Annotated in this window: 2 protein-coding genes; one reads left to right on the plus strand and one right to left on the minus strand. The window is 65.2% G+C overall.

Features of this window, described 5'->3' with window-relative positions:
• Positions 1-652: 652 nt before the first annotated feature.
• A complete protein-coding gene (locus ACYVDG_RS32545; protein WP_460764078.1) occupies positions 653-1,288 on the minus strand; it encodes a response regulator in 636 nt (211 codons plus the stop codon).
• 550 nt (positions 1,289-1,838) lie between these two features.
• Here ACYVDG_RS32545 and ACYVDG_RS32550 point away from each other — a divergent pair.
• Positions 1,839-2,658, plus strand: an 820-nt coding sequence (locus tag ACYVDG_RS32550; RefSeq protein ID WP_460764072.1) for a transposase, incomplete at its 3' end; no start/stop codon positions are given.

Consider the following 2,658-nt stretch of genomic DNA (forward strand, 5'->3'; position numbering starts at 1 on the left):
CTCCTATGTAGCGACCGCGGCCAAGCACGGCATCGGTATGTTCGACGCCCTGGTCCACCTGGCCGAGGGCCGGTGCTGGATGCCCGAAACCGTCTGATCCTTCTCCGGGACACCTGAACAGTCACAAGGCCACCAACAACATGCTCGGCGTCGGGCAGATACTCCCAAGTCCAGTTGGTCACCGCTGAACCTTGCGCGTAGCTTCGTCGATCATCATTGCGATCTCACCTGCGGATTTCCGCGCCTTCACGAGGTCCTCAGCCTCCCCGACAGCCCGCTCCAGGTCATGCAATCTCGCAGCACGGCGTGGGAACCTTCTCAGTTCCACAAATACTCCCCACCGATGCAAGAACGTGTGCATAGGAACTGTACTGTCCGTTTGAATGGCTTCCTCCCATGCCTGGTGAAATTCTTCGTCGAAATGAACACCAGCGGCAAGATCCAGTCGACGCACAGCAACGCGCAAGGCTTGCTCCGTCAATGGTGGCATAGGGAAAAGTGCGCCGTCAGCGCTTCCGATGTGCCGCGCTGAGTTCGAAACCATACGTCTCACCTACTCCAGGAGAGGTCCCTGCGGGCGCGGGACGCGACCCAAATACTTCCCGAGCATATCCAAGCAACCAGTTCACCACCGCGTGCCCGGTGCCCGAGCTCAGTAACCGGCCCGTACCGCGTAGATCGCCGCCTCCGTACGCGAGTGCACCTGCAGCTTCTCCAGGATGTTGCGCACGTGGTTCTTGACGGTGTTCTCCGTGATGAACAGCCGCTCGCCGATCTCCCGGTTGTTCTTCGACTGCGCCACCAACCGGAGCACTTCGCTCTCACGCCCGGTGAGCTGCGGCAGGACCATCTTCTCCGCCGGCCCGCTGTCCTGTTTGGCGAGCTCGGCGAATTCCGTGATCAACTTCGCCGCCATCCCCGCGTGCACGCTCGTACGCCCGGCCGCGATCGAACGCACCACCCCTGCCATGTCCGTGACCGCGACATCCTTCAGCAGGTATCCGGACGCCCCCGCCTTCAACGCCTCGAACAGGTCCGACTGGTCCTCGCTCATCGTGAGCATCACGAACTTCACGCCGGGCACGGCGGCGCGGATGCGGGGGGCGGCCTCGATCCCCGTGGAGTGCGGCATCCACACGTCCATGATGATCACGTCCGGGCGCGAGGTTTCGGCGCGTTGCACGGCTTCGTCGCCGTCTCCGGCTTCACCCACCACGTCGATGTCGTTCTCGTCATCGAGCACCGACATCAGTCCACGGCGGAAGAGGGCGTGGTCGTCCACGACCATCACGCGGATCGGCGTGGCCGGGGCGGGAGGTTCGGGGGTGGGCGGGGCTGGGGAGAGAGTCACCGGAACTCCTGAAGTTGTGCGCGGCTGGGCGGGGTCGGGTTAGCCGTCGCGACCCGTGCGGTACATCGGGCTCTCACCCTCAGTGGCCCCGGACCTGCTGAGGTAGTCGCAGAACAGGCAAGTCCGGCCGCTAGCGGCCAGGGGGCGATGACGCGCACCGGGTCTCCTCGATTAGGGGCTCTACTCCGATGATCCCACGCTGGGTCACGGCGTGGGCCGCAAACCCGGAATCATGCGCGGAGGGGCGGATGCACGCGGTCGTGGGGCACCCGGATGAGGTACAAGACAACTGGGAGAGGGTCCCCTACGGGTGCAAGAGCTGCAATTCACCAGTTTTGGGCGACGATGCCCGGGCGTTCACGCCCGGGAGGAATCGCCCTGCCCGCTTCGAGGAAGGTGGCGGTCTGTGACAGTTGCATCGCCCATCGCAGACCAGTTTCGTCGTTTGGCCCCACCAGCAGTCGGTGGGTCGTTAGTGTGTTCGACCATGAAGCTGGTGGTGCGGGTCAAACTCCTGCCCTCGCCTGAACAGGCGCGGGCTCTGCAGGAGACCCTGCATGCCTGTAACCGGGCCGCCAACCACGCCTCACAGATCGCCCAAGCGACCGGGGCCCGGAACAAGTACGCCCTCCAGAAAGCGGTCTACGCCGACCTCAAATCCTCCTTCGCCCTGTCGGCCCAGCCGACGGTGCGGGTGATCGGCAAGGTCGCCGACGCCTACACCACCCGGGCCGCCCATCTAAAGGCCGGACACCTGGGACGCGCGGGTTCGCCGCGCCGCCAGCGCGCCGAGTCCACGGCGATCAGTTTCCGCCCGGAGGCGGCCCAGCCTTTCGATGCGCGGTGTCTGTCCTGGCAGATGGATGCGCGCACGGTCTCGATCTGGACCACCCAAGGGCGGATGAAGAACCTGGCCTTCACCTCCTCACCCGACCAGCTCAAACTCCTGGCCCAGTATCAGCAGGGGGAGAGCGACCTGATGCACCAGGACGGGCAGTGGTACCTGGCCGCCACCTGTGAGGTGCCCGAGGCTCGGCTGAACGAGGAGCCTTCGGGGTTTGCGGGGGTGGACCTGGGCATCGTGGAGATCGCCACCACCTCCACCGGCCAACGCTACGCCGGGCGCCAGCTCAACCGGTACCGCAAGCGGCAAAACCGGTTGCGCGCCAAGCTGCAGGCCAAGAACACCAAGAGCGCCAAACGCCTGCTCAAGCGCCAGCGCCGCAAGGAGGCCCGGCGAGCGCGGGACGTCAACCACCAGATTTCCAAGCACATCGTGGAGCGGGCCGAACGCACCGGCCACGGCA

This window comes from Nocardiopsis oceani (assembly GCF_054777395.1).